The 5,032-nt window shown below is 67.0% G+C and carries 6 protein-coding genes; all 6 read left to right on the forward strand.

The window, feature by feature from the left end; all coding sequences use genetic code 11:
• Positions 1-333 precede the first annotated feature (333 nt).
• Genes flgB through flgG form a run of 6 tightly spaced genes read left to right on the forward strand, consistent with a single transcriptional unit; the run spans position 334 to position 4,860 of the window.
• Positions 334-792 (forward strand): flagellar basal body rod protein FlgB, encoded by a 459-nt coding sequence (gene flgB, locus AC27KI_RS18380; protein ID WP_272565438.1) that lies wholly within the window; start codon positions 334-336, stop codon positions 790-792.
• Positions 793-831: 39 nt separating this feature from the next.
• Entirely contained in the window at positions 832-1,236 is a 405-nt protein-coding gene (gene flgC / locus AC27KI_RS18385) for a flagellar basal body rod protein FlgC (RefSeq protein ID WP_272565439.1), read from the forward strand.
• Between the two features lie 21 nt (positions 1,237-1,257).
• Complete coding sequence (locus AC27KI_RS18390) at positions 1,258-1,908, forward strand: flagellar hook assembly protein FlgD (protein WP_272565440.1); 651 nt, start codon at positions 1,258-1,260, stop codon at positions 1,906-1,908.
• A gap of 57 nt (positions 1,909-1,965) precedes the next feature.
• Positions 1,966-3,243 (forward strand): flagellar hook protein FlgE, encoded by a 1,278-nt coding sequence (gene flgE / locus AC27KI_RS18395; RefSeq protein ID WP_487115143.1) that lies wholly within the window; start codon positions 1,966-1,968, stop codon positions 3,241-3,243.
• A 53-nt stretch (positions 3,244-3,296) separates the two neighbouring features.
• The gene (gene flgF, locus AC27KI_RS18400) at positions 3,297-4,037 is read left to right on the forward strand and encodes a flagellar basal-body rod protein FlgF (RefSeq protein WP_272565443.1); all 741 of its coding nucleotides are present in this window, start codon (positions 3,297-3,299) and stop codon (positions 4,035-4,037) included.
• A gap of 40 nt (positions 4,038-4,077) precedes the next feature.
• Positions 4,078-4,860: a flagellar basal-body rod protein FlgG gene (gene flgG, locus AC27KI_RS18405; RefSeq protein WP_284427267.1), complete on the forward strand. Its 783-nt coding sequence runs from the start codon at positions 4,078-4,080 to the stop codon at positions 4,858-4,860.
• Positions 4,861-5,032 lie beyond the last annotated feature (172 nt).

A 5,032-nucleotide genomic window follows, 5' to 3' on the forward strand; every position in this document is an offset into this window, starting at 1 on the left:
CGGTTCGGCCACGGCCTGGGCCCGCAGCGCCGCGGCGGGCAGGGCAAAGGCCGCCGCCAGCGCGGCCATCCGGGCCAGGCGCAGGGTGGGAAGGAATCGGGGAGCGGTGGTGTATGACATGGGAAAGCCTCCTGTGGCGGGGAATGCGCCGCCCAACAGGGAAGGCCATTCGACCCCTGGCACTTTAGGGCCGGCCGGCGCGCACGAAGCACCGAACTGCGCGCCAATCGCCGCGTTCTTCGCGCTTTAGAAAAACCGGCCCATTTCCATAATCGAACCCACGCCGGAACCCCTCTTTTCCCCGGCCAGGACCCAACGCTTTGCGAGGCTGACATGCTCAACAAGATGACTGAAAGGCTGGATTTCCACGGCAACGCGCTTTTGCTGCGTGCCGAGCGCCAGCGTGCCATCGCGAGCAACATCGCCAATGCCGACACGCCGGGCTACGTGGCCCGGGACTTCAATTTCGCCGACGCGATGCGCGATGCGACCGGCGGCGGCTCGACCACGCTGAGCACCGGATCGGGGTCGACCATGTCCCTGGCCACCGGCCAGCGCCAGCAAAGCGCCACCGACCCGCGCCACATTCCGCTGCCGGCCGCCACGACAGGCATGGGATCGGGCAGCACGCTGGGCTACTCGGTGCAGACCCAGCCCAACCTGGACAACAACACGGTGGACCTCGATCGCGAGCGGGCCGCCTTCGTGGACAACGCCGTGCGCTACGAAGCCACGCTGCGGTTCATCAACGGCAACGCCAAGACGATGCTGAGCGCCATCCAGGGCCAGTAAGCGCCGCAACGCCACCACCCACGGAAAGCGGAAACCGCCATGTCCATGTTCTCCATCTTCAATGTCTCGGGCAGCGCCATCAGTGCGCAGTCGCAGCGGCTCAACGTGGTGGCCAGCAACCTGGCCAACGTCGAGGCCGTGGCCGGCCCGGACGGCCAGGCCTACAAGGCGCGCCAGGTGGTGTTCCAGACGGCGCCGATGGGCGCCGAGAGCGCCGCCGGCGTGCGGGTGAGCGCCATCAGCGAGAGCAACGCGCCGGGCAAGCGGGTGCACGACCCGAGCCACCCGTCCGCCGATGCGGAGGGCTACGTCACCCATTCCAACGTGAACGCGGTGGAGGAGATGGTCAACATGATCTCCGCCTCGCGCTCCTACCAGAACAACGTCGAGGTCATGAACACGGCCAAGTCGCTGCTCCTCAAGACCCTGCAGATGGGCCAGTAACTTTTCGGGAAGAACCTCGCCATGATCCTCAATCCCATCGGCTCCACCGCCACCGTGAATTCGGGCACCAGCGCCAATTCGGCCACCGACCCCAACGCCGCGCAGGACCGCTTCCTGAAGCTGCTGGTCGCGCAGTTGAACAACCAGGATCCGATGAATCCGATGGACAACGCGCAGATGACCTCGCAGATGGCGCAGATCAACACCGTCACCGGCATCCAGACGCTGAACCTCACCATGCAGACCATGGCCGAGCAGTTTTCCACGATGCAGACGCTGCAGGGCACGGCCATGATCGGCCGCTCGGTGCTCGCGGAAGGCTCCAAGATGACCTACACCGACAGCACGGGCAAGGGCTACTTCGAGCTGGCCGGCGCGGCGACCAGCACCAAGGTCGAGGTCGTCACGCCCGGCGGCGCCGTCGTCGGCACGGTGGACATGGGCGCGCAGGACAAGGGCCGCCACGAGTTCGAGTTCGACGCCAGCAAGTACGCGGGCAACAAGAGCGACCTGCAGTTCCGCGTGGTCGCATCCACCAAGGACGGCACCGTGCAATCCACGGCGCTCATGCAGGCGAAGGTGGTGGGCACCGGCTCCAACAGCGGCGCGCTGACGCTCGACCTGGACACCGGCAGCACCGTCAACTACAGCCAGATCAAAGCGGTGCTCTGACCGGCACGCCCTTCCCACCTATCCACGCGCTTTCCTTCTTCCTCTCAGGAGAACACCATGAGCTTTCAGCAAGGCCTGTCCGGCCTCAACGCCGCCAGCAAGAACCTGGACGTGATCGGCCACAACATCGCCAACTCCAACACGGTGGGCTTCAAGGCCTCCCGCGCCGAGTTCGCTGAAATGGTGGCCTCGGCCATCGGCTCCGCGGGGGGAACCAACGCCGGCATCGGCGTGGAGACCGCCGACGTGGCGCAGCAGTTCAACCAGGGCAACCTGTCGATCACCGGCAACAGCCTGGATGTGGCGATCAACGGCGACGGCTTCTTCAAGCTGCAGCAGCCCGATGGCACCAATGCCTATACCCGTGCGGGCAATTTCAAGCTCGACGACCTGGGCAACGTGGTCACCAACAGCGGTGCCAAGGTGATGGGCTACACGGTGGACCCGGCCACGGGCCTGCGCACGGCCAGCAACGCCACGCCGCTGTCGTTCCCCACCTCGCAGCCGATCCCGGCCAAGCAGACCACGTCGATCACCGCATCGTTCAACCTCGACGCGCGCGCGCCGGACGCCGCGGGCGACTCCACCGCCACGCCGCCCGTGCCCGCCACGCCGCGCGCCACCTACGGCACCTCGATCAACGTCTACGACAGCCAGGGCGTCGCCAAGCCGGTGAGCCTGTACTTCCAGAAGAACGGCGCCAACACCTGGGACGTGTACGACAAGCTGGACGATCCCACGGCGACGCCGCCCGTGGTGGCCGCGCCCGTCGGCCAGATCACCTTCGACAACAACGGCAATATCACCGCGCCCGCGGCGACCCCGCCCGCCACCGGCTTTCAACTGCCGCTCACGATCTCGCCCACGCCACCCAACCCGAACAACCTCACCGACTACAGCGTGAACGTGAAGCTGGACGGCGTGACGCAGTTCGGCACCAAGTTCGCCGTGTCCGACCTGTCGCAGGACGGCTACACCGCCGGGGAGCTGACGGGCATCAACATCGAAAACAACGGCATGGTGATGACGCGCTACTCCAACGGCGTGACGCGCGCCGAGGGGCAACTGGCGCTGGCCAGCTTCCGCAACACGCAGGGCCTGGCGTCCATCGGCAACAACAACTGGGCCGAAACCTTCGAATCCGGCCAGGCCGTGATGGGCGCGCCCACCGACGGCAAGTTCGGTGCCCTGCGCTCCGGCGCGCTGGAAGACTCCAACGTGGACCTGACGGCCGAGCTGGTGAACATGATGACGGCGCAGCGGGCCTACCAGGCCAACGCGCAGACCATCAAGACGCAGGACCAGGTGATGTCCACGCTGGTCAACCTGCGCTGATCCTTTTCCTGAACTCCACCCCTACCGACTGAGACGCCTGCGCGAGACCCTCCATGGACCACATCATCTACACCTCGATGACGGGCGCCAGCGCTGCCGCGCAGCGCCAGTCGGTGCTGGCCAACAACCTGGCCAACGCCTCCACGAACGGCTTCCGGGCGGAAATGTCCACCTTCCGCGCCGTGCCGGTGCAGGGCGACGGTGCCAAGACCCGCGTGTTCGCCCTGGAGGCCACCTCGGGCCACTCCGAAGCGTCCGGCCCGGTGCAGCGCACCGGCCGCAACCTGGATGCCATGGCGGTGGGCAATGCCTGGTTCGCCGTGCAGGGGCTCGACGGCACCGAGGCCTACACCCGCAACGGCAGCCTGGAAGTCTCGGCCACGGGCCAGTTGCTCACGAGCAACGGCCTGACCGTGCTCTCGGACGGCGGAGGCCCCATCGACGTGCCCCAGGGCGCGGAGATCGCGCTGGGCTCGGACGGGACCATCACCGCCAAGGTCGGCAGCCAGCGCCCCGCAGCCGTGGGGCGCCTGAAGCTGGCCACGCCCACGCTGGAAGACCCGCTCAAGCGCGGCGACGACGCCCTGTTTCGCACCACCTCGGGCGATCCGCTGCCCAGCGATCCCAATGCCCGCATGCTGTCCGGCGCGCTGGAAGGCTCCAACGTGAATGCCGTGGAGAGCATGGTCGGAATGATCGCCGCCTCCCGCCAGTTCGAGGCGCAGCTGCGCCTGCTGCAGACGGCCGAGACCAACGACAAGTCGGCCAGCCAGCTGCTGAGCCTCAACGGCTGACCGCCGAGCCCGACGCAACCGCCTCCCCAAAGGAACCGCCATGATCAATTCCCTGTGGATCGCCAAGACCGGCATGTCCGCCCAGCAAACCCAGCTGGATGTCATCTCGCACAACCTGGCCAACGTCTCCACCAACGGCTACAAGCGCAACAACGCGGTCTTCGAAGACCTGATCTACCAGAACCAGCGCCAGGTCGGCGCGCAGACCACCGAGCAGAACCAGTTGCCCACCGGCCTGCACCTGGGCCTGGGCGTGCGCACGGTGGCCACCAGCCGCAACTTCACTCAGGGCAGCCTGCAGCAGTCCAACAACAACCTGGACGTGGCGATCAACGGCAACGGTTTCTTCGAAATCACCCAGCCCGACGGCACCATCGGCTACACCCGAGACGGCTCGTTCCAGCTGGACGCGCAGGGCCGCATGGTCACCTCCAGCGGCCTGCCGGTGGCCAACGGCATCACCGTGCCCGCCAACGCCACGGCCATCAGCATCAGCACCGAGGGCGTGGTCTCCGCCACCGTGCCGGGCAGCACCGCGCCCCAGCAGCTGGGCAGCATCGCGATGGCCAGCTTCATCAACCCGGCCGGCCTCGAGCCCATCGGGCAAAACATGTACAAGGAATCGGCCGCGTCCGGCCAGCCCCAGCAGGGCACGCCGGGCACGAACGGCCTGGGCTACATGCGCCAGGGTTTCCTCGAAACCTCCAACGTGAACGTGGTGGAAGAGCTGGTGACCATGATCCAGACCCAGCGCGCCTACGAAATGAATTCCAAGGCCATCCAGACATCGGACCAGATGCTGGCCAAGCTCGCGCAGCTTTGAAGCGCAACGCCGACCGTTCCCACGAAGAACGCCCACGCCCCCACCGCTTGTTGCAGGATTCCGCCATGCGTACCGCCTCCTTCCTCCGCTCGTCCCCCCTGCCGGCGCCGTCCGCGCGCCTGGCCGCCGTCGCCGGCCTCGTGCTGCTGTGCACCGGCTGCGCCACGCTGTC

The sequence above is a fragment of the Acidovorax sp. KPB24-03 genome, assembly GCF_057546605.1.